Origin of the sequence: Schaalia sp. ORNL0103 (assembly GCF_019429565.1) — a bacterium.
In the GTDB taxonomy this organism is placed as follows: domain Bacteria; phylum Actinomycetota; class Actinomycetes; order Actinomycetales; family Actinomycetaceae; genus Pauljensenia.
Genome location: NZ_JAHXSA010000001.1, coordinates 722,932 through 743,903 on the forward strand (window position 1 = coordinate 722,932; position 20,972 = coordinate 743,903).

Here is a 20,972-nt window from a genome sequence, read left to right on the forward strand (position 1 = left end):
GTGTGGTGGGTTGTTTGTGATTTGTATAGTGGTTGCGAGCATATTTGTTCTGTACTGTTTTTTGTGTTTTGTTTAGTTTTATTGGGCATTCGGTGGATGCCTTGGCATCAAGAGCTGATGAAGGACGTTGCGGCCTGCGATATGCCTCGGGGAGCTGGCGAGCGAGCGTTATTATCCGAGGGTGTCCGAATGGGGGAACCTAACCTGGGTTGTGCTGGGTTACCATCATCTGAACGTGTATAGGGTGGTGGGGGGAACGCGGGGAAGTGAAACATCTCAGTACCCGCAGGAAAAGATATTCCGTGAGTAGTGGCGAGCGAAAGCGGAGGAGGCTAAACCAGATGCGTGTGAGAGGCGGCGGCCGTTGCGTGTTTGGTGTTGTGGGGCCATATTGGATCCTTCTGCCGGGGGATCGCATCACTTGTTGTTGGGAGTTGAACAGTCTGGGAAGTCTGACCGTAGAGCGTGATAGTCGTGTAAACGGACCGGTGGCGTGTGGTGTGGGTGTGGTACCCGAGTAGCGCGGGACTCGTGAAATCTCGTGTGAATCTGCCAAGACCACTTGGTAAGCCTAAATACTACTTGATGACCGATAGTGCATAGTACCGTGAGGGAATGGTGAAAAGTACCCCGGGAGGGGAGTGAAATAGTACCTGAAACCGTGTGCCTGTAAGCCGTCAGAGCCTTGAGGGGTGATGGCGTGCCTTTTGAAGAATGAGCCTGCGAGTTAGTGATACGTGGCGTGCTTAACCCGTGTGGGGTATGCGTAGCGAAAGCGAGTCTGAAATATGGCGTTGGTCGCGTGTTCTAGACCCGAAGCGGGGTGATCTACCCATGGTCAGGTTGAAGCAGAGGTAAGACTGTGTGGAGGACCGAACCCACCAGGGTTGAAAACCTGGGGGATGAACTGTGGGTAGGGGTGAAAGGCCAATCAAACTCCGTGATAGCTGGTTCTCCCCGAAATGCATTTAGGTGCAGCGTCGCGTGGTCCCTGGTGGAGGTAGAGCTACTGGATGGCCGATGGGCCCTATGGGTTACTGACGTCAGCCAAACTCCGAATGCCATTAGGTGTAGCGCGGCAGTGAGACTGCGGGGGATAAGCTTCGTAGTCGAGAGGGAAACAGCCCAGATCATCAGCTAAGGCCCCTAAGCGTACGCTAAGTGGGAAAGGATGTGGAGTCGCGGTGACAACCAGGAGGTTGGCTTAGAAGCAGCCATCCTTGAAAGAGTGCGTAATAGCTCACTGGTCAAGTGGTTCTGCGCCGACAATGTAGCGGGGCTCAAGCGTACCGCCGAAGCTGTGGCAACAACACAAGTAGCTGGCGCCAGGAACTGGAGTGCTGGTGTGTTGTTGGGTAGGGGAGCGTCCTGCACGAGGTGAAGCCTGGAGGGAACTTCTGGTGGATTGTGTGGGAGTGAGAATGCAGGCATGAGTAACGAATCTGCGGTGAGAATCCGCAGCGCCGATTGACTAAGGGTTCCAGGGCTAGGTTTATCCGCCCTGGGTTAGTCGGGTCCTAAGGCGAGGCCGACAGGCGTAGTCGATGGACAACCAGTTGATATTCTGGTACCGCGTTATGACCGCCCATGCTGAAGTCATTGTGCTAACCAATTTGCTCACGCCCCCACATGACCTTCGGGTTGCGTGGTGTGTGTGGGTCTTGGGGCCCCGGTGATTGTAGGCAAGCGTGTTAACAGGGGTGACGCAGACAGGTAGCTGCAGTGCGCCGATGGTTGTGCGTATTTAAGGTTGTGGCCCGCCTCCCAGGCAAATCCGGGGGACAGATGGGTGAGAACTGATGAGGGACACACGCGTGTGTGGACTTGTGGTGATCCTAAGCTGCCGAGAAAAGCCTCGACGTGAGGGCATGACGCGCCCGTACCCTAAACCGACTCAGGTGGTCAGGTAGAGTATACCGAGGCGTTCGAGTGAATCGTGGTTAAGGAACTCGGCAAAATTCCTCCGTAACTTCGGGATAAGGAGGACCCCGTGACTTCCCCGCGCCGTGCGTGTGGGTGGGGTTGTGGGGTCGCAGAGAATAGGGAGAAGCGACTGTTTATCAAAAACACAGGTGCGTGCGAAGCCGTAAGGCGATGTATACGCACTGACGCCTGCCCGGTGCTGGAAGGTTAAGAGGAACCGTCAACACTCCTTTGGGGTGTGAAGCGGTGAATTTAAGCCCCAGTAAACGGCGGTGGTAACTATAACCATCCTAAGGTAGCGAAATTCCTTGTCGGGTAAGTTCCGACCTGCACGAATGGCGTAACGACTTCTCCGCTGTCTCAACCGCGAACTCGGTGAAATTGCAGTACGAGTAAAGATGCTCGTTTCGCGCAGAAGGACGGAAAGACCCCGGGACCTTTACTATAGCTTGGTATTGGTGTTCGCTTGGACTTGTGTAGGATAGGTGGGAGACTGTGAAGCTGCCGCGCCAGCGGTGGTGGAGTCGTCGTTGAAATACCATTCTGGTTCAAGCGGTCACCTCAACCTTGGCCCGTCATCCGGGTTGGGGACAGTGCCTGGTGGGTAGTTTAACTGGGGCGGTTGCCTCCTAAAATGTAACGGAGGCGCTCAAAGGTTCCCTCAGCCTGGTTGGTAATCAGGTGGCGAGTGCAAGTGTACAAGGGAGCTTGACTGTGAGACCGACGGGTCGAGCAGGTGCGAAAGCAGGAACTAGTGATCCGGCCATGGCACGTGGGTGCGTGGTCGCTCAACGGATAAAAGGTACCCCGGGGATAACAGGCTGATCTTGCCCAAGAGTCCATATCGACGGCATGGTTTGGCACCTCGATGTCGGCTCGTCGCATCCTGGGGCTGGAGTTGGTCCCAAGGGTTGGGCTGTTCGCCCATTAAAGCGGTACGCGAGCTGGGTTCAGAACGTCGTGAGACAGTTCGGTCCCTATCCTCTGTGCGCGCAGGAAATTTGAGAAGGGCCGTCCCTAGTACGAGAGGACCGGGATGGACGAACCTCTGGTGTGCCAGTTGTACCGCCAGGTGCATGGCTGGTTGGCTACGTTCGGAAGGGATAACCGCTGAAAGCATCTAAGCGGGAAGCCTGCTTCAAGATGAGATTTCCACGCCCCCTCGTGGGGTGAGAGGCCCCCGCCAGACTAGCGGGTTGATAGGCCAGAGGTGGAAGCACAGCAATGTGCTCGTGAGCCGACTGGTACTAATGGGCCAACACTAAACAACCACCCAACCAACAGGTCCGGGTGAACAAAAAGACACCAGCAAAACAGCCGCAACCACTATACAAACCACGATCAACCCACACCCCACCAAACCACGGCGGGGGAACAGTGTTGAACACCAAGACTTGTGGTGGTCATAGCACCGGGGAAACGCCCAGCCTCCATTCCGAACCTGGAAGCTAAGCCCGGCAGCGCCAATGGTACTGCAACCGCCAGGTTGTGGGAGAGTAGGACACCGCCACAACACACTTGATCGAGAGGGACGGACCGCGATAGCGTGCCGTCCCTCTCGTTTTTGCGGCCCCATGCCGCTGATAAGCCGCCCGTCGTCTACTATTGGGTGGTTGAACGCGCACGATGCGCACCACGAACAAGAGCGCGCCCTTGGCGCAGGAATAGAGGATAGACACCATGGCAGAAGAGACTCGAGGACGCGGCGAATTCGGCCGTGGTGGATACCAGAAGCGCCAGCCGCAGTGGCGCGATCGCGATGGCGAACGTTCCGACCGCGGTGAGCGTGGTCGCTTCCGTCGTGATGATCGCCGTGACGGTGATCGTGATTTCCAGCGTCGTGACAACGATCGTCGTGACTTTGGTTCGCGTGATGATCGTCGTGGTGATCACGGTGGTTTCCAGCGTCGTGACGACGGCCGCGACAATTTCGAGGACCGTGGGGACCGTGGTGGCTTCCGTCGTGATGATCGCCGCGGTGGCTTCCGTGACGACCGTCGTGATGGTGATCGCGGTGGTTTCCAGCGTCGTGACGACCGCCGCGGCAATTTTGACGACCGCGGCGAGCGTGGTGGCTTCCGTCGTGATGATCGCCGTGAAGGTGATCGTGGCGGTTTCCATCGCCGGAATGACCGTCGCGGTGGCTTCCGTGACGACCGTCGTGATGGTGATCGCGGTGGTTTCCAGCGTCGTGACGACCGCCGCGGCAATTTTGACGACCGCGGCGAGCGTGGTGGCTTCCGTCGTGATGATCGCCGTGAAGGTGATCGTGGCGGTTTCCATCGCCGGGATGACCGTCGCGGTGGTTTCCGCGATGACCGTCGTGATGGTGATCGTGGCGGTTTCCACCGGCGCGGCAATGATCGTCGTGACTTTGGTTCGCGTGATGACCGTCGTGGGGACCGCGGTGGCTACCAGCGTCGCGACGACCGCCGCGGCGGCTTCCAGGACCGCGGACGCGGCGGCGCGCAGCGCAACGATGGCGGTTACAAGAGCTACTCCTCGACGGATGAGTACGTCTCGCCCAACGGCAACGAGCCGACGATTCCCGCCGGCGTCAGCGCAGAGGAGCTCGACCGCGATGCTCTGCGCGCTCTGACCACGCTCTCTGGGCCCAATCGTGACATTGTTGCCCGTCACCTGGTGATGGCCGGGCAGCTGATTGATCTTGATCCCGAGGCTGCCTACCAGCATGCGCAGGCTGCCGTTGCGCGCGCAGGACGCGTCGACGTTGTGCGTGAGGCAGCTGCGCTTACCGCTTACGCTTCCGGTCGGTACGAGGAGGCGCTGCGCGAGGTTCGTGCCGTGCGCCGTATGCGTGGCGATTCCTCGCTGCGTGCCGTGGAAGCCGACGCTGAGCGCGGCCTCGGCCATCCGGAAAAGGCCGTCGAAATCATCGACGCCACCGATCCCGCGACCCTCGACCTTTCCGAGCAGGTGGAGCTCGTGCTCGTGTCCTCCGGCGCTCGCGCGGATCTCGGCCAGGCTGAGGTCGGCCTCGTGATCGTTGACGATGCACTCGCAGCACTCCCGGCTGAAGCCGACGACGAACTGCGCCGCCGCCTGATGGAGGTGAAGGCGCAGCGACTGCTCGACCTTGGTCGTGAAGACGAAGCCGCAGAGGTCGTTGCCTCGATGCCCGCCGAGGTTGAGGACACGGAGATCGTCGATATCGCCCTGTACGCCGATGCCGACGTGGATGGCAAGCGTTCCCCGCTTCGTGGCTCGGGCGCGGCTCTGGCTGAAGAATACGACTGCGCACTGCTCGACCTTGACGGCACGGCGTGGTCCGGGGACGAGACGATCGAATATGCGGCCGCGTCGGTGATCGAGGCGCGCGAGGCCGGTATGGCTTCCGCCTTCGTCACCAACAATGCGATGCGCACCCCCCAGCAGGTGACCGACAAGCTTAACTCCATGGACTTCCAGGCGACGCCTGACATGGTCATGACCTCCGCGATGGACATCGCAGCGATCATGGCCGAAGAGCTCGAGGAGGGCTCGAAGGTCTTCGTCATCGGCGGCGCCGGCCTGCGTCTCGCTCTCGAGGAGCGTGGCTTCATTCTGGTGGACAGTGCCGATGAGGAGCCTGTTGCCGTTGTTCAGGGCCTCGACAAGAAGGTCGACTGGGCGCTGCTGTCCGAAGGCGCTTTCGCCATCGAGCGCGGGGCCGCCTTCTACGCCTCGAACCTTGATGCGACCTTGCCTATCGAGCGTGGCCAGGCACTGGGCAACGGCTCGCTGGTCCGCGCCATTCAGCACGCGACGCGCAAGCGTCCGATTGCTGGCGGCAAGCCCGAGCCGGGTATCTACCGCCGTGCCGGCGAGCTCGTGGGCGCGCAGAACCCGCTTGCTGTCGGTGACCGCCTCGAGACCGACATCATGGGTGCTGTCGCCGCCGGCGTGCCTGCCCTGCATGTCCTGACGGGTGTGCACCAGGCGCGCGACGTCATCCGCGCCCCGCGCGGGCAGCGTCCCACCTACCTCGCGATCGACATGCGCGGTCTGCTGGAGGCACACCCGGCACCCAAGCACCACCGCGATGGGACCTGGACTTGCGGTGTTTCCCAGGTTGCCAAGGCGACGCGCTCCGGAGTGCTCACGCTCGACGATGTCGAATTGACCGAGCCTGTCACGATCAGCATCGACTCCTACCGTGCTCTCGCCGCTGCGGCGTGGGAGTACGCGGATGGCGCCGGCACGCCGGTCAGCTGCCCCGAGATCACGGTCGTTGACAACGAGGATCCTGCTGGCATCGTCTCCCAGCCCGAGCCTGTTGCCGCCGCGGACGAGGACGACTTCTACGATGTTGCCGCGGATGCCGACAAGCTGCCCGAACCGGGTGCTTCAACCCCCGCGTTCCTGCCCGGTGAGGAGGAGCTCGAGGAGCTCCTGGAGCGCACGGCAGATCTGGACGAGCAGGCCTGATGGCATTAAGCGAGCAGACTGAGGCCCGCCTGGTCGGTTTCGATCAGCTCGGTGCGTCCCTTCAAGTGGAGACGCTCCGGGCGATCGAGGCCGACCTGCGGCGGGCGCTGTCTGCCGACGCGCCGAGCGGCACGGTCCGCCCCGGTGCGCAACCAACTGGTTCAGGCAACGACGGGGGCGGCGCATGAAGTTACGCAGAATCGACTCTGAGCTGGTGCGCCGCGGCCTTGCCAAGTCCCGTGCCGCTGCCGCACAGATGATCGAGGACGGGCGCGTCAAGCTTGATGGACAGATCGTGCTCAAGCCCGCTCGCCAAATGGATCCCGCTCAGGCGATCCTCGTCGAGGAATCGGACGATCCGGAATACGTATCGCGTGGTGCTCACAAGCTTGCGGGAGCACTCGATGCGCTCGGCGACAAGGCGCCGCTGATCGAGGGGCGTCGGGCTCTGGACGCCGGTGCTTCGACGGGTGGTTTTACCGACGTGTTGCTGCGCCGCGGCGCTGCATCCGTCATCGCCGTCGACGTCGGGTACGGCCAGCTCGCGTGGAAGCTGCAGAGCGACCCGCGCGTGGAGGTGCACGATCGGACGAACGTGCGCACCCTCGATCCGGCTTCCGTTGCTCCCGCCCCCGAACTGGTCGTGGGGGATATGTCGTTCATTTCTTTGACGCTTGTTCTTCCGGCTCTCGTCGCCGCGGCCGCACCCCACGCCGATTTCCTCCTGATGGTCAAGCCCCAGTTCGAAATCGGTAAGGAACGCCTCGGCCACGGGGGAGTGGTGCGCAATCCCGAGCACCACGTGGAAACGGTCGAAACGGTTGCGCGGTGTGCCATCGAGCTTGGCTTGGATATCGCAGCGATCGCTGCGTCACCGCTGCCCGGTCCATCCGGTAACGTCGAGTATTTCGTGCACATGCGGCGCGACTACCCGGATCCCATCGATCCCATGCAGCTCACTGACTACATCCGGCGTGCGGTCGAGGCCGGTCCCGCTGGAGGTTCCCGATGACTCGTGTCCTGATGGTTCGTCACCGTCACAGGCCCAACGCGGTGACGAGCGCCGTAAGCCTCGCAGATGCACTCAAGGAACGCGGCATCGATGTCGTCGACGACGCTTCGGGTGGCGATATCGATATGGTCCTCTCGATCGGCGGCGACGGCACGTTCTTGGTCGCTGCGTCGAGTGCGCGCGCTTTGGACGTTCCCCTTCTCGGTATCAACGCCGGCCACATGGGATTCCTGACGGAACTCGGTGATAAGGGCACGGGCGATCTCGCACGCAAGATTGCCGATGGCGACTTTTCGGTCGAACGACGCATGACCCTCGATGTCACGATGGAACGTCCTGACGGATCGAAGGCCGACGACTGGGCGCTCAACGAGGCTGTCGTCATGCACACCGACGTCGCACATCCCGTTCATTTTGCGCTCGTCGTCGACGGCCAGGAAGTGTCGACGTACGGCGCTGACGGCATGATTTTGTCGACTCCCACCGGATCAACTGCCTACTCGTTCTCCGCGGGAGGCCCGGTCGTGTGGCCCGATACCGAGGCGATCGTTGTCGCCCCGCTGGCCGCTCACGGCCTTTTCACCCGCCCGCTCGTCGTCGGTCCGTCGGCGTGCGTGGAGATCGTTGTTCTCGACGACATGTGGACAGCTCCCGAGATGTGGTGCGACGGCCTACGTCGTATGACAGTCCCCGCTGGGGCTGTGGTGCGTGCGCGCGTCGGTTCGTCGCCCGTTCAGCTTGTACGCGTGGACGACACCCCGTTTTCTGCGCGTCTCGTCCGCAAGTTCAATCTTCCCGTGCGCGGGTGGAGGGATGGTCCTCGGTGATCGAGTCTCTCGATATTTCGCATCTCGGTGTCATCGAGTCCGCCCACGTTGACTTTGGCGAGGGCCTTATCGTCGTCACCGGTGAGACCGGTGCGGGTAAGACGATGGTGCTGTCGAGTCTTCAGCTGCTGCTCGGTGCCCGAGCGGATGCTGCGCTTGTGCGCTCGGGTGCTGATCGTCTGTCCGTCGATGGCATTTTCTCGGTGAACGACGAGGTTGCAACACGCGTTGAGGAGGCCGGTGGCCTCATCGAGGGCGGTGAGCTGATTGTTGGCCGTTCGGTGCGTGCCGCCGGCCGGTCGCGAGCGCACCTCGGATCGCGCCCCGTGCCGGCCTCGGTCTTGACGGATATCGTCGGGTCGATGGTGACGATTCATGGGCAGGCCGACCAGATCCGCTTGACGGGGGAAGCCGCACAGCGCAGAGCGCTCGATCAGTTCGGCGGTGATGAGCACGCGGCTCTGCTCGAGGAGTACCGTACAGCTTTCCGTCACGCGGTCGATGTCAAGCATCGCCTGGATTCGCTGCGTGGCGATGCGAGCGAGCGCGCCGAGGAGCTGGAGGATCTGCGAGCCGCCATCAAGCAGATCGAAGAGCTTGATCCTGTGATCGGTGAGGAAGAAGACCTCGTTCGCGAAGCAGCGCGCCTGACGAACGTCGAGGACCTGCGTGCGCTGGTGGGAGTGGCTCTGGGCTATCTCAAGGGTGACGATCGGGGCGACTTTACAGGGGCTGTCGAGGCGACCCGTCACGCTTACGCACAGCTCGATGACGCAGCTCGATTCGACGAGGCCGTGGCTGAGTTTGTGGGCCGTGCGCGCAATCAGGTGCTCGAGTTGGAAGCACTTGCTGATGACGTCTCGGTGTACCTGTCGCGCCTCGACGCTGATCCGGAGAGGCTTGCGCAGATCCACGCGAGACGCGCGGCTATCAAAGACGTGCTGCGCGGGCGCGCGGCTGACATCGAGGGCCTCCTCGCATGGGCTGACGAGGCTCGCTCTCGTGTCGAGGAACTTTCGTCTCCCGGGTCCGATCCGGCGGCTGTCGAACGTGAACTGGCGGCCGCCCAGGAGCGTGTGCTTGAGTGCGGGCGTCGTGTCACGCAGGCGCGTGTGCGTCTTGCGGGACAGCTCGCGGAGGGCGTGAACGAGGAGCTTCACGCCCTGTCGATGCCCGACGCGACGCTGCACATCGATTGTGAGCCGACGAAACCGACCTCTCATGGATGTGAGACCGTCATCTTCCGCTTGCAGCCGCATCCTCATGCTCCCGCCCGCCCTCTCGGACAGGGAGCCTCCGGCGGTGAGTTGTCCCGTGTCATGCTCGCACTGGAGCTGATGCTGGGGCGCACCGAGGCGTCGTCGACGTTTATCTTCGACGAGATTGACGCCGGTATTGGCGGGCAGACCGCGACCGAGGTTGGCGCGCGTCTCAAGCGGCTTGCACAATCACGGCAGGTGATTGTCGTGACGCACCTGGCCCAAGTTGCGGCTTTTGGCGACCAGCACCTCGTCATCGAGAAGAACGATGGGACCACGAAGGTACACGAAGTGAGCGGTGCGAACCGCGAAGCTGAACTCACCCGCATGATGGGTGGGGATCCGCACTCGGCTGCGGCGCGCCGCCACGCTTCGCAAGTCTTGGCCTCTGCCGTGTCACAATCGCAGGGATGAGTGAGACACTTTCAAAGGAATCGAGCGCGCGCTCCGGGCGGATTCGCATTGACGACCGCCCCAAGCACCTGGCGACGCGCCTAGAACGCGGCGAGATCGCCGTCATCAACGTTGCGGACCTCGATCGTGACAGCGCTGCGGCGCTCGTTGCTGCCGGTCCCGTCGCTGTGCTGAACGCGCAGCCGTCTCTGACGGGACGCGTAGCCGCCCTGGGGCCACGCCTTATTCTCGAGGCCGGCATCGTCCTCGTCGACGACCTGGGTCAGGACATCATGTCCTTGCGCGAAGGCCAAGAAGTGACGGTCACAGGCTCGAAGGTCCTCGTGGACGGCTCTGTCATTGCGACCGGATCCTTCGTGTCCTCGGATGACTTGGACGTCGACGTCGCCGACTCGTCTGCGCTTTTCGCCGGTGTCGACGCCTCCATTGAGGACTACCTGGCAAAAGATGGTGCGACGGTGCTGCGCGGAGTCGACGTGCCCAAGCTCTCCGACCTCGGGAAACGGCCGATTCTCCTTGTGACGGACGCTGCCGACGCGAAGGCCGAGTTGCGCGCGCTTGCCCGTTGGCGCTCCGAGGTCAGCCCGTTTGTGATCGCCGTCGACGGTGGAGCCGACGTGGCACTGAAGGCCCGACTGTCGCTCGACCTCGTCGTCGGTGATGCCGAACTGATGAGTGAGAAGGCGATTCGCAAGGCTCGCTCCTTTATCGTCCGCGTCGGAGGAGACGGCCTCGCTCCCGGCGCAGACCGTCTCGACCGTATGGGCGTCGTTTACGATCGCATTGCCATGGCTGGCACCTCTCTCGACGCGGCCCTCGTTGTTGCCGCGCATTCGACGGCGCCCGCTGTCGTCACCGTCGGGGTGTCCTACGGTGAGGCGGAACTTGTTGACGCCGGCCGAGCCCTGGTCGCCCCCGCGTTCTTCTCGCGCCTCGCGGTTGGCTCACACCTTATCGGTGCGCAGGCGGTGGCAGCGACCTTCCGCCCGCGTCCGCGCGGTTGGACGCTCGTTCTGCTGGCCGTGGTCGCGCTGGCCTTGATGGGCGTCGCCCTGTGGTCGACCCCCTGGGGCAACGACCTGCTGCACCCCGTCACTTCATTCTTTGTCTCGCTGTTGCACTCCGCAGGAGGAGCCCAATGATTAACTTCCGCTACCACGTCGTCTCGATCATCGGGATTTTCATCGCTTTGGCCGTTGGCGTAGTTCTGGGGGCCGGCCCGCTGCAGAGCCGTATCCAGGCGGGCGTCAGCTCGTCGACGACCACCTCGGCAGCGGATCCGCTGCTGAGCGCTCAAGCCGATGCCGAGGCTGCCGGCCTCAAGGCTCTCGCTTCCTCGACACTGGCCGGTTCGTTGAGCTCCACCAAGGTTGCTCTTGTTGTGCTGCCCGGCGCATCTGACGACGACGTGACCGCGATTCGTTCGACACTGACCGATGCCGGAGCGAGTGTCGTTGGTCGAGTGACGCTTACCGACAACTGGCAGTCCACCTCGATGAGCCAGTACCGCACGACGCTGTCGACGACCCTTGCGTCGCACCTCCCGTCGGGTGCTGCCAAGACCGCTAGTGCTGATGGCGTCGTTGGCTATTCGATTGTCCAGGTGTTGACCACGACCGGAGCTGAGACCGACCTGCTGCGTCAGATTCTCACCGATGAATCCACGCCGATCATGACCGTCGACGAGGACGCGAATGGAAGTGCCACGGCGATCGTCGCGGTTGGCCCGCGCGCACAGGCCGCGGCCGCTTCCAACGCGACGCCCGCAGCGGTGACGTCGAGCCCGGATGCATGGGTCGGCCTCGGTCAGGCGCTCGGTTCGACCAATGGCGTCCTCGTGGGCGACGCTTCCACGCGCGACGCAATGATTTCTCAGGTGCGCGCCAGCGGTACCGTTGTCACGACGGTTGATTCGGTTGGCACGACACTCGCCGCTGTTGATACCGCTTTGGCGTTGTCGACGCCCGCGACAAGCGCCCGCGCTTTCGGCGTGGGTACCGGCGCACAGTCGGTGATTCCCTCCGTCAAGTAGCGAGCACGGCTCTTTGTCGAGGCCTCGGTGGTTCGTAGTGACCGCCGGGGCCTCGCCGCATTCCTCGTCGCGCAAGGCGCGGGCCTATACTCAATGGCGTACTGCCGAACCCGAATGAAAGTGTGAACATGCGTTTCCTTTCTCCCGAAGACGCTGTGGCCATCGAAGACCAGCACAACCCCCGTACCGTGACCAAGAGTGAGACTGTGTGGAGCGGCCGTATCGTCGACGTGGTCAAGGACCACGTCATCGTCGTCGAGGGGCAGGATCCCGTTGTTCGTGAATACACGCGGCATCCGGGTGCCGTGGCTGTCGTCGTCTTGCGCGGTGAGAGTGGGGGAGAGGAGATCCTCCTGGAACGTCAGTACCGTCATCCCGTGAAGGCCGAGCTGTGGGAGATTCCCGCGGGTCTGCTCGATATTCCCGGTGAGGACCCGCGCCTCGCAGCAGAGCGTGAGCTTGCTGAAGAGGCGGACCTGGTTGCCGATCGCTGGGATGTCCTCGTCGACTACTTCACCTCACCCGGCGGCTCGACCGAGCCGCTGCGCATTTTCCTCGCCCGCGAGCTTCGTGACGCCGATGAGGCGTTCGAACGTGAGGACGAGGAGGCGACGATGGAATACGCGTGGGTGAGCCTCGACGATGCGCTGACCATGGTGCTGGATGGGCGCCTGCACAACCCGTCTGCCGTCATCGGGGTGCTCGCTACGCACGCCGCTCGCGCGCGAGGGTGGGCCGAATTGCGGCCAGCCGACGCTCCGTGGCTCCGGTGATCTTTCTCGGGTAGGTCCTAGGTCCCTAAACGTGTGGGCCGTCCAACACTCCAAGCGGCTTTTCGCAACGCCTATTTATCTAAATTGGCGTACACTCGTTCCCAGAGAAAAGCACACAGAGGCGCAGCAACGGAGCGTCGGAGCGGAGGACACGTGGCAGAAGAATCAGACGCCACTACTCGACAGCAGGTGCTCGATCTCATCGTCGAAAAGGGGCCGGTCACGGCCTCGTCGATCGCGAAGGTCCTGGGACTGACGACGGCCGCCGTGCGGCGTCACATCACGCTCCTCTTGGACTCCAAGGAGATCGCCGAGCACGAGCCCAGTGCTCCGTCGAAGCGCGGCCGTGGCAGGCCCGCACGTCACTATGTCGCCACCGAGCGGGCACACGTCCACCTTGCCGATGGATATTCCGACCTTGCTTCCAAGGCACTCGGATACCTTGGTCAGCTCGGTGGGGATGAAGCCGTTGAGTCTTTTGCTGCAGCGCGTTCTCGCGAGATCGAGCGGCGCTACGCCCCGATCGTACGCGACGCGGGTTCAGACCCACGGGTGCGCGCTCAGGCGCTCGCCGATGCACTCACTCAGGACGGCTACGCGGCCACTGTGCGCGACATCGGCGGTGGAACGCTCGCGGTGCAGCTGTGCCAGGGCCACTGCCCGATTCAAAATGTCGCGGGAGATTTCCCGCAGCTGTGCGACGCCGAGACGCTTGCCTTTGGCAAGCTGCTTGACGTCCACGTGCAACGACTTTCCACGCTTGCTGGCGGGGGACACGTGTGCACAACCCACATTCCCGTGGGTATGCCCGTCATCCGCCCCGGAGCGCGGAATGTGCGACGCAAGTAGCACTTGGTTAAGAACGAGAGGTTGACACAACTATGACGCAGGCACCCGCCTTGGGCGCTGATGACCGTCGAATGACCGATGATGAGATCATCGAGTCGATTGGCGGTTACGAATACGGTTGGCACGACTCCGACGACTACTCGAAGGACGTCCCCACCGGAATTAACGAAGAAATCGTTCGCTTCATCTCCGAGGTGAAGGACGAGCCGCAGTGGATGCGGGAGCGCCGCCTGAAGGCGCTGGAACTGTTCGAACGTAAGCCGATGCCGGCGTGGGGTCCCGACCTGTCCCACGTGGATTTCGATTCGTTCAAGTACTACGTGCGTCCGACGGATCGCCAGGTCAACGACTGGGAAGACCTCCCTGAGGAAATCCGCGACACCTATGACCGCCTCGGCATTCCCGAGGCTGAAAAGTCGCGCCTGGTCTCCGGCGTCGCCGCTCAGTATGAGTCCGAGGTCGTCTACCAGCAGATCCAGGAAGACCTGGAACGTCAGGGCGTCATCTTCACCGACACTGACACCGGCCTGCGTGAATACCCGGAGATTTTCGAGGAGTACTTCGGTAAGTGCGTGCCCGCGGGCGACAACAAGTTCTCCGCACTGAACACCGCTGCCTGGTCCGGTGGATCCTTCGTCTACGTCCCCAAGGGCGTTCATGTGACGATCCCGCTGCAGGCGTACTTCCGCATCAACACGTCGGCAATGGGCCAGTTTGAGCGCACGCTGATCATCGCCGACGAGGGCTCTTACGTCCACTATGTTGAGGGCTGCACCGCCCCCATCTACGACGAGAACTCTCTCCACTCCGGCGTCATCGAGATCTTCGTGAAGAAGGACGCTCGCGTCCGCTACACGACTATCCAGAACTGGTCGACGAACGTTCTCAACCTGGTGACCCAGCGTGCAATGGTTGAGGAAGGCGGCACCATGGAATGGGTCGACGGCAACATGGGTGCCGCGATCACCATGAAGTACCCGGCCTGCTTCCTCATGGGTGAGCACGCCCGTGGCGAGACGCTGTCCATCGGTTTCGCAGGCCCCGGCCAGCAGCAGGACACCGGCGCCAAGATGGTGCACATGGCCCCCCACACGTCCTCGTCGATCGTGTCGAAGTCCGTCTCCCGAGGCGGTGGCCGTACCTCTTACCGTGGCCTCGTCCAGGTCAACGCCCGTGCGCGTCACTCCAAGTCGAACGTGCTCTGCGACGCCCTGCTCGTCGACAAGATCTCGCGGACCGACACCTACCCCTACGTTGACGTGCGCACCGACGACGTCGAAATGGGCCACGAGGCAACCGTCACGAAGGTGAGCGCCGACCAGCTCTTCTACCTGATGAGCCGCGGTCTCGACGAAAACGAGGCCATGGCGATGATCGTCCGCGGCTTCGTCGAGCCGATCGCCAAGGAGCTGCCGATGGAGTACGCCCTCGAGCTCAACCGCCTCATTGAACTGCAGATGGAAGGATCCGTCGGCTGATGACGACCCCCAACACTATCGTTGACACCATGAACAAGGCCCACTCGCACGGCGCTGACGCTGAGAAGGCTCACCCGTCGCGCGCGGACCGTCCGACCTCGTTCAACCTGGACGACATTGCCGTTCCGCACGGACGCGAGGAGGACTGGCGATTCACCCCGATGCGTCGCATCGAGCGCCTCTTCGAACCCGCCAACTACGACGCGGGCGATGCGCCCGTGACGGTCGACGCTCCCGCTCCCGTCGTCGTCGAAACCGTGACCCGCGACGACAAGCGCCTCGGAACCGTTCTTGCTCCCGGCGATCGCACGGCCGTCGTCGCATGGAACGGCTTTGAGCAGGCAACCGTCGTCGAGATCCCGGCAGAGGCCGAGCTCGACGCTCCCGTTCGCATCAACGTGGCGGACATCGAGGGCACGCGCGCGCAGCACATCGTGATTCGCGCTGAGAAGTTCTCGAAGGCCACCGTCATCCTGTCGCACACCGGTTCCGCGCAGGCTGCGCTCAACCAGACCGTCGAGGTTGAGACTGGCGACAGCGCGAACCTGACCGTCGTGTCGCTGCAGGAATGGGACGATACCGCCGTGCACGCCTCGAACCAGCGCCTGGCGCTCGGCCGCGACTCCAAGCTCACGCACATCGTCGTTAGCTTCGGCGGCGACCTCGTGCGCGTGTGCGCCGACACCGACTTCCGCGGCCCCGGCGCCGAGCTCAACATGCTCGGCATCTACTTCGTGGATGGTGGCCAGCACCTCGAGCACCGCGTGTTCGTTGACCACTCCCAGCCGAAGTGCTTCTCGCGAGTCACCTACAAGGGCGCCCTGCAGGGCAAGGACGCGCACTCGGTGTGGATCGGCGACTGCCTCATTCGCGAGGCCGCCGACGGTACGGACACCTACGAACTGAACCGCAACCTGGTGCTTACCGAGGGTGCTAAGGCCGACTCCGTCCCCAACCTCGAGATCGAGAACGGCGAGATCGAGGGCGCTGGACACGCGTCCGCGACTGGTCGTTTCGACGACGAGCAGCTGTTCTACCTGATGAGCCGTGGTGTTCCTGAGCACGAGGCACGCCGCCTGGTCGTGCGCGGCTTCTTCGCCGAACTGATCAACCAGATTGGCGTCCCCGAGGTGGTCGACCACCTCATGGCAACCGTCGAGGCCGAGCTGGCCAAGTCCCGTAACAACTGAGCTGTAAGGAATACATATGTCGACTCTGCGTATTAAGGATCTGCACGTCTCCGTCGAGACCACCGAGGGCCCCAAGGAAATCCTCAAGGGCGTCAACCTCACCATCAACTCCGGTGAAATCCACGCCATCATGGGCCCCAACGGCTCCGGCAAGTCCACCATGGCCTACGCTCTGGCCGGTCACCCCGACTACGAGATCACCTCGGGTGAGGCGTGGCTCGACGACCAGCTCATCACCGAGATGAGCGTCGATGAGCGCGCCAAGGCAGGCCTGTTCCTGGCCATGCAGTACCCTGTCGAGGTTGCTGGCGTATCCGTCTCCAACTTCCTGCGCACCGCCAAGACCGCGATCGACGGCCAGGCACCGGCCCTGCGCTCGTGGGTCAAGGACATGAAGAGCTCCATGGAGAACCTGCGCATGGACTCTGACTTCGCCGAGCGTGACGTCAACGTCGGCTTCTCCGGCGGTGAGAAGAAGCGCCTGGAGATCCTGCAGATGGAGCTGCTCAAGCCCTCCTTCGCCGTCCTCGACGAGACCGACTCCGGCCTCGACGTCGACGCTCTGCGCATCGTGTCCGAGGGCGTCAACCGCGTCCACGGTGAGACCGGCTGCGGCGTCATGCTGATCACGCACTACACCCGTATCCTGCGCTACATCAAGCCCAGCCACGTTCACGTTTTCGTCGACGGCCGCGTTGCCGCTCAGGGCGGCCCCGCGCTGGCCGACGAGCTCGAAGAGAACGGCTACGACAAGTACCTGGGTCTCTGATTACCGTGTCTACGGACTTCACTGCCGACGAGCTCGACGCGATTCGATCGGACTTTCCGATTCTGAGTCGCGTCGGGCGCGGCGGCGCGCCCATTGCGTACCTCGACGCATCTGCGACCTCGCAGAAGCCTGCGTGCGTCATCGACGCCGAGGCCGACTTCTACCGCCGTAGCAACGGCGCGGTCCACCGGGGCACGCACCTTCTTGGCGACGAAGCGACCGACGCCTTTGAGAGCGCTCGGGGGGCCCTGGCCTCGTTCGTCGGCGTTTCACCCGACGAGATCGTGTGGACGAAGAACGCGACCGAGGCGATCAACCTCGTCGCCCTCTCCATGGGTAACGCGTCGCAGGGGATGGGCGGCGCCGAGTCGGCCGCCCTGCGCGTGGGACCGGGGGACCGGATCGTGTGCACCCGCGCTGAGCACCACGCGAACATCGTTCCGTGGCAGCAGCTATGCGAGCGCACGGGTGCCGAGCTCGCGTGGCTCGATCTGACGCCCGACGGCCGGATCGATCTGGAGACTCTCTCCGTCATCACGCCGAACACTCGTCTGGTTGCGTTTACCCACGTGTCGAACGTGACCGGTGCCGTCTCACCCGTCGAGGCTGTGTCTGCGGCTGCACGCGCCGTCGGAGCGCTGATTCTCCTCGACACCTGCCAGTCCAGCGCACATATGCCTCTCGATCTGTCAGCGCTCGACGTTGACTTTGCGGTATTTTCGTCCCACAAGATGCTCGGACCCACGGGTGCCGGTGCCCTGTGGGGACGGCGTTCGCTTTTGGCGGCGATGCCGCCTGTCCTGACGGGCGGATCGATGATCGAATGGGTGACCATGGAGGAATCGACCTTCATGGCTCCTCCCGAGCGCTTCGAAGCCGGATCGCAGCCTGTCGCGCAGATCGCCGCCTGGTCGGAGGCACTGCGCTACCTGTCGACACTCGGCATGGATCGCGTTGAGGCTCACGAGCACGCGCTCACTTCCGTGATGCTCGACGGTATCTCGTCGATTGACGGAATTAAGGTTCTCGGTCCGGACTCGGACGTCGATCGTATCGGCGTCGTCACTTTCGCCGTCGACGGTGTACACCCGCACGACGTCGGCCAGTTCATGGACTCCGTGGACGTGGCCGTGCGCGTCGGACACCACTGCGCAATTCCGCTCCATACGTTCTTCCAAGTGCGCTCCTCCGCCCGTGCGTCGGTCGCTCCGACCACCACCGGCGAGGAAATCGAGCGTCTCGTCGATGGCCTATCGAAGGTGCGCGGCTTCTTCGGCCGATAGAATCGACAACAGTACCGGAATCATTTGGAAAGGTAGCCATGGGAAGTCTTGAGCAGTTGTACCAGCAGGTGATCCTCGATCACGCCCGCGAGAAGCATGGCGCAGGAGATCCGAGCGGTATGGATGCTTCGTCGCACCAGGTGAACCCCACGTGCGGTGACGAGGTGACGCTCGGCGTCACGTTGGACGGCGAGCGCCTTGCCTCCCTGCAGTGGGACGGCGACGGATGCTCGATCTCGCGCGCCTCACTGTCCATGATGACCGACCTGACGGAAGGCAAGTCCGCCGAGGAAATCGGCCGGCTGTACCGGGACATGGAGGTCATGATGCATTCGCGTAACCTCGGCGTCGACGATGAGATTCTCGACGACCTGGGTGACGCGGCCGCTCTCGAATCCACGTCGCAGTTCGCGAACCGCGTGAAGTGTGCCCTCCTGGGCTGGTACGCGCTGCGCGACGCGATGGCCAAGTCCGGCATCGATATTTCCACCGCGGGCGAGCCCGCTGAGCAGTAAAGGAACACCCATGAGCAACCCGATGGCTCAGTCTGAGCCCGTTGAGCAGCGCTTCGGAGCGCCCGCGCAGGAAGCGCCGGCGGCCGAGGTGGCCACCCGTCAGATCGACGGCACCGATGTCATTGAGCAGGGCACGCTTGCGGCCGAGAACGTGCTGGAGGCCCTCAAGGACGTCATCGACCCCGAGCTCGGCATCAACATCGTCGACCTCGGCCTGGTCTACGGCGTCGTCATCGGTTCTGAGAACCAGGTGCGCCTCGACATGACCCTGACGTCGGCCGCCTGCCCGCTGACCGATGTCATCGAACGGCAGGCGCAGACGATTCTGTCTGGCGTCACCGACGAGGTCCAGATCAACTGGGTCTGGATGCCGCCGTGGGGCCCCGATCGCATCACGCCCGATGGCCGCGAACAGCTGCGTGCCATTGGCTTTAACGTCTGATCGACGCACGACGTGAATCCCCCGGAAGCGTGAGCTTCCGGGGGATTGTCGTTTCCGGTGGAGTGGATAAGCTCCCTCGGTAGGATGCGAACTAGCGGCCCAGTGCCTCGCGTACAACTTGTGCAACCTTGCGACGCAAGATCTTCCCCATCTGGTTGCGCGGAAGCTCGGCGATGATGACGAGCTGGCGGGGGAGAGCGTAGTGTGCAATCGTCTTCTCTGCCCAGGCGCGCACCTCCTCGAGAGTCAGCGGAGCGCTGCCGTCCTCCATGATGATGGCCGCGGCGACTTCCTCTGTCGCATCCGAAACGGGAACCCCCACGACGGCAACATCGTTGACCGACGGATGACTGCGAATCGCAGCTTCCACTTGGGACGGGTAGACGTTGAAACCGCCGGATAGAATGAGTTCCTTTTTGCGGTCCGCCATCGAAATGAACCCGTCGCTGTTCACGCCGATGTCACCGGTCTTGAACCAGCCCTCAGACGTAAAGACGCGTGCGGTCTCTTCGGGGGCATCCAGATAGCCTTCAAAGACCTGAGGTCCACGAACGATAATTTCCCCGGGCTGTCCATCCTCAACGTCGAGCGTATCGTCATCGAGCGAGACGAGGCGTAGCTGCGTGGAAGGGAAGGGAACCCCAAGCACCCCGTGGCGGCGCTTGTCCGACAGAGGCGCACCGGTCAACACCGGAGCGGTTTCGGACAAGCCATAACCCTCGACGATCATGCCACCGGTGGCTTCCTCCCACTCACCAGCGAGCGTCGTCGACAGCGGCATCGCGCCGGCGACCGAATAACGGATAGACGTCACGTCCGTGTTCGTCTTCCGGGCCTGCTTCAGGATCCTCTCGAACATGGGAGGAACGCCGACGAAGAACGTCACCGGGCGGCGCTTGTGCGCGTCCAGAGCCATCTGCGCGTCGAACTTCGGGAGCACGACCTGGGTGGCCGCCTTGCGCACGGACGCACACAGGAAGAACGTCAGACCGAAGGCATGGAAGTAGGGCAGGAGCGAGAAGAAAGTTTCCGCACCCTCGTGCAGCTTCCACACCCAGAACATGCACTGATTGACGTTGACCCCGATGTTGCGGTGGGTGAGGGGAGCGGACTTGGGAACGCCGTTCGTTCCGGAAGTATGCAGGATAACCGCGCGATCATTCGGGGAGGGCAGCGGAAACGATGGCTCAATGGGCGCCGACGAGGCCGTGGCGCGGTCCCACGACCGCGTGCCCGAAGGGACGGAGCCGCGCAGCTGCGCGCGTGTCTCGCGTGCGCGAGCGACCGGAAGCCGCAGGAGCAGACGCTGCGAGGCAGGCATTCCCTGGGAAATATCCACCGTGAACACGGTGTCGAGAACGCTGAGCGGATAGGCATCGACGCACTTTTCCCACACGATCGCCACCTTGCCGCCGTGGCGGCGCAGCTGGCCAGCGATCTCCGAAGCCGGAGCGAGAGGATTATGCTGCGCGGCGATCGCCCCAATACGCATACACGCGTAGAAAGCAACAAAAGCCTGCGGGCAGTTCGGCAGCGCGATGGCCACCGTATCGCCCGGCCCGACCCCGGCCTCGCGCAGAACCCGCGCGGCCTTCAGAACCTGATCGCGCACCTGCGTGTACGTGGTCGTTGCCCCGAAGTAGTCGAGCGCGATGCGGTCGGGATACAAGCGTGCTGCATCGTCTAATAGGCTGTACAGCGATTCATCAGGCACGGGCACCTCGTAGGGGACCGCGTCGTACATGTCGTGAGCCTGCTCGACGATGCTGCGTGTCATG

General features: G+C 62.9%; 16 protein-coding genes and 2 rRNA genes. 16 read left to right on the forward strand and 2 right to left on the reverse strand.

Annotated features, from left to right (window positions below; genetic code table 11):
• Positions 1-69: 69 nt before the first annotated feature.
• Both JJJ16_RS03230 and rrf read left to right on the forward strand, forming a co-directional pair.
• A 23S ribosomal RNA gene (locus JJJ16_RS03230) occupies positions 70-3,193 on the forward strand.
• Positions 3,194-3,318: 125 nt separating this feature from the next.
• Positions 3,319-3,436, forward strand: a 5S ribosomal RNA gene (gene rrf, locus JJJ16_RS03235).
• Positions 3,437-3,525: 89 nt separating this feature from the next.
• On the opposite strand, the gene JJJ16_RS03240 is transcribed toward rrf, so the two are convergent.
• On the reverse strand, positions 3,526-4,617 hold the full coding sequence (locus tag JJJ16_RS03240; protein WP_219751355.1) for a hypothetical protein: 1,092 nt from the start codon (positions 4,615-4,617) through the stop codon (positions 3,526-3,528).
• Between JJJ16_RS03240 and JJJ16_RS03245 the strand changes: the two genes are divergently transcribed.
• From JJJ16_RS03245 to JJJ16_RS03310, 14 genes are all read left to right on the forward strand, one after another.
• Positions 4,570-6,351, forward strand: a complete 1,782-nt coding sequence (locus JJJ16_RS03245; RefSeq protein ID WP_219751356.1) for an HAD-IIA family hydrolase — start codon at positions 4,570-4,572, stop codon at positions 6,349-6,351. The genes JJJ16_RS03240 and JJJ16_RS03245 overlap by 48 nt on opposite strands.
• A gap of 184 nt (positions 6,352-6,535) precedes the next feature.
• Complete coding sequence (locus tag JJJ16_RS03250) at positions 6,536-7,363, forward strand: TlyA family RNA methyltransferase (RefSeq protein WP_219751357.1); 828 nt, start codon at positions 6,536-6,538, stop codon at positions 7,361-7,363.
• Positions 7,360-8,190, forward strand: coding sequence for an NAD(+)/NADH kinase (locus tag JJJ16_RS03255; protein WP_219751358.1), 831 nt, complete (start codon positions 7,360-7,362; stop codon positions 8,188-8,190). The genes JJJ16_RS03250 and JJJ16_RS03255 overlap by 4 nt, the downstream gene beginning before the upstream one ends.
• Positions 8,187-9,863 (forward strand): DNA repair protein RecN, encoded by a 1,677-nt coding sequence (recN, locus tag JJJ16_RS03260; protein ID WP_219751359.1) that lies wholly within the window; start codon positions 8,187-8,189, stop codon positions 9,861-9,863. The genes JJJ16_RS03255 and recN overlap by 4 nt, the downstream gene beginning before the upstream one ends.
• Entirely contained in the window at positions 9,860-11,005 is a 1,146-nt protein-coding gene (steA, locus tag JJJ16_RS03265) for a putative cytokinetic ring protein SteA (RefSeq protein WP_219751360.1), read from the forward strand. The genes recN and steA overlap by 4 nt, the downstream gene beginning before the upstream one ends.
• Positions 11,002-11,895, forward strand: coding sequence for a copper transporter (locus tag JJJ16_RS03270; protein ID WP_219751361.1), 894 nt, complete (start codon positions 11,002-11,004; stop codon positions 11,893-11,895). The genes steA and JJJ16_RS03270 overlap by 4 nt, the downstream gene beginning before the upstream one ends.
• Positions 11,896-12,023: 128 nt before the next feature.
• Positions 12,024-12,668, forward strand: a complete 645-nt coding sequence (locus tag JJJ16_RS03275) for an NUDIX domain-containing protein (protein ID WP_219751362.1) — start codon at positions 12,024-12,026, stop codon at positions 12,666-12,668.
• A gap of 153 nt (positions 12,669-12,821) precedes the next feature.
• The gene (locus JJJ16_RS03280) at positions 12,822-13,517 is read left to right on the forward strand and encodes a helix-turn-helix transcriptional regulator (RefSeq protein WP_060567231.1); all 696 of its coding nucleotides are present in this window, start codon (positions 12,822-12,824) and stop codon (positions 13,515-13,517) included.
• Between the two features lie 32 nt (positions 13,518-13,549).
• Positions 13,550-14,995, forward strand: a complete 1,446-nt coding sequence (gene sufB, locus JJJ16_RS03285; RefSeq protein ID WP_318836518.1) for a Fe-S cluster assembly protein SufB — start codon at positions 13,550-13,552, stop codon at positions 14,993-14,995.
• A complete protein-coding gene (gene sufD, locus JJJ16_RS03290; RefSeq protein ID WP_219751363.1) occupies positions 14,995-16,185 on the forward strand; it encodes a Fe-S cluster assembly protein SufD in 1,191 nt (396 codons plus the stop codon). Before sufB ends, sufD begins: the two co-directional genes overlap by 1 nt.
• 16 nt (positions 16,186-16,201) lie before the next feature.
• On the forward strand, positions 16,202-16,954 hold the full coding sequence (sufC, locus tag JJJ16_RS03295) for a Fe-S cluster assembly ATPase SufC (protein ID WP_219751364.1): 753 nt from the start codon (positions 16,202-16,204) through the stop codon (positions 16,952-16,954).
• Positions 16,955-16,959: 5 nt separating this feature from the next.
• Entirely contained in the window at positions 16,960-18,237 is a 1,278-nt protein-coding gene (locus tag JJJ16_RS03300) for an aminotransferase class V-fold PLP-dependent enzyme (protein WP_219751365.1), read from the forward strand.
• Positions 18,238-18,275: 38 nt separating this feature from the next.
• Positions 18,276-18,752: a Fe-S cluster assembly sulfur transfer protein SufU gene (sufU, locus tag JJJ16_RS03305; protein ID WP_034467049.1), complete on the forward strand. Its 477-nt coding sequence runs from the start codon at positions 18,276-18,278 to the stop codon at positions 18,750-18,752.
• A 10-nt stretch (positions 18,753-18,762) separates the two neighbouring features.
• Entirely contained in the window at positions 18,763-19,194 is a 432-nt protein-coding gene (locus JJJ16_RS03310; protein ID WP_034467046.1) for a metal-sulfur cluster assembly factor, read from the forward strand.
• Positions 19,195-19,285: 91 nt separating this feature from the next.
• Here JJJ16_RS03310 and JJJ16_RS03315 read toward each other — a convergent pair whose 3' ends face one another.
• A complete protein-coding gene (locus JJJ16_RS03315; protein WP_219751366.1) occupies positions 19,286-20,971 on the reverse strand; it encodes an AMP-binding protein in 1,686 nt (561 codons plus the stop codon).
• Position 20,972 lies beyond the last annotated feature (1 nt).

What these genes read in the sequence shown, in the direction of transcription:
- JJJ16_RS03245 (WP_219751356.1), top strand. Translation starts at nt 4,570, where the DNA reads ATGGCCGGGCAGCTGATTGATCTTGATCCCGAGGCTGCCTACCAGCAT.
- JJJ16_RS03240 (WP_219751355.1), bottom strand. Translation starts at nt 4,617, where the DNA reads ATGCTGGTAGGCAGCCTCGGGATCAAGATCAATCAGCTGCCCGGCCAT.
- JJJ16_RS03250 (WP_219751357.1), top strand. Translation starts at nt 6,536, where the DNA reads ATGAAGTTACGCAGAATCGACTCTGAGCTGGTGCGCCGCGGCCTTGCC.
- JJJ16_RS03255 (WP_219751358.1), top strand. Translation starts at nt 7,360, where the DNA reads ATGACTCGTGTCCTGATGGTTCGTCACCGTCACAGGCCCAACGCGGTG.
- steA (WP_219751360.1), top strand. Translation starts at nt 9,860, where the DNA reads ATGAGTGAGACACTTTCAAAGGAATCGAGCGCGCGCTCCGGGCGGATT.
- JJJ16_RS03270 (WP_219751361.1), top strand. Translation starts at nt 11,002, where the DNA reads ATGATTAACTTCCGCTACCACGTCGTCTCGATCATCGGGATTTTCATC.
- JJJ16_RS03275 (WP_219751362.1), top strand. Translation starts at nt 12,024, where the DNA reads ATGCGTTTCCTTTCTCCCGAAGACGCTGTGGCCATCGAAGACCAGCAC.
- sufB (WP_318836518.1), top strand. Translation starts at nt 13,550, where the DNA reads ATGACGCAGGCACCCGCCTTGGGCGCTGATGACCGTCGAATGACCGAT.
- sufD (WP_219751363.1), top strand. Translation starts at nt 14,995, where the DNA reads ATGACGACCCCCAACACTATCGTTGACACCATGAACAAGGCCCACTCG.
- sufC (WP_219751364.1), top strand. Translation starts at nt 16,202, where the DNA reads ATGTCGACTCTGCGTATTAAGGATCTGCACGTCTCCGTCGAGACCACC.
- sufU (WP_034467049.1), top strand. Translation starts at nt 18,276, where the DNA reads ATGGGAAGTCTTGAGCAGTTGTACCAGCAGGTGATCCTCGATCACGCC.
- JJJ16_RS03310 (WP_034467046.1), top strand. Translation starts at nt 18,763, where the DNA reads ATGAGCAACCCGATGGCTCAGTCTGAGCCCGTTGAGCAGCGCTTCGGA.
- JJJ16_RS03315 (WP_219751366.1), bottom strand. Translation starts at nt 20,971, where the DNA reads ATGACACGCAGCATCGTCGAGCAGGCTCACGACATGTACGACGCGGTC.